At 48.4% G+C, this 283-nt stretch carries 1 protein-coding gene; it reads right to left on the bottom strand.

Annotation, left to right across the window (positions count from 1 at the left end; genetic code table 11):
* Positions 1 to 283: inositol monophosphatase family protein (locus tag AAEY72_RS14560; RefSeq protein ID WP_352311238.1), on the bottom strand; the 283-nt coding region annotated here is incomplete at both ends.

Below are 283 nucleotides of genomic sequence, written 5' to 3'. Positions count from 1 at the left end.
GACAGGATCATAGACAACGCCATGTTGAGTCACGCCTTTATGCTGTACCGCGATAGACACACAAAACTGCGGCACGCCATGAACGAAGTTTTTGGTGCCATCTAGCGGATCGATAATCCAGCACCAGTCAGCATCTTCACCGCGACCTTCTTGCATACCAAACTCTTCACCCAAGTACGAGTGATTTGGATAGCTGGCTTTTAGGGTTTCAATGGTCAGCTCTTCGCTAAAGCGATCAATACGCGTGACCAGTCCATCAAGCCCTTTCGACTCGATATCTAAT

The sequence above is a fragment of the Psychrobacter sp. W2-37-MNA-CIBAN-0211 genome, assembly GCF_040309405.1.
Lineage (GTDB): Bacteria > Pseudomonadota > Gammaproteobacteria > Pseudomonadales > Moraxellaceae > Psychrobacter > Psychrobacter glaciei.
Note: the sequence above shows the minus strand (reverse complement) of the source record. Positions and strands in the feature narration are given on the sequence as shown.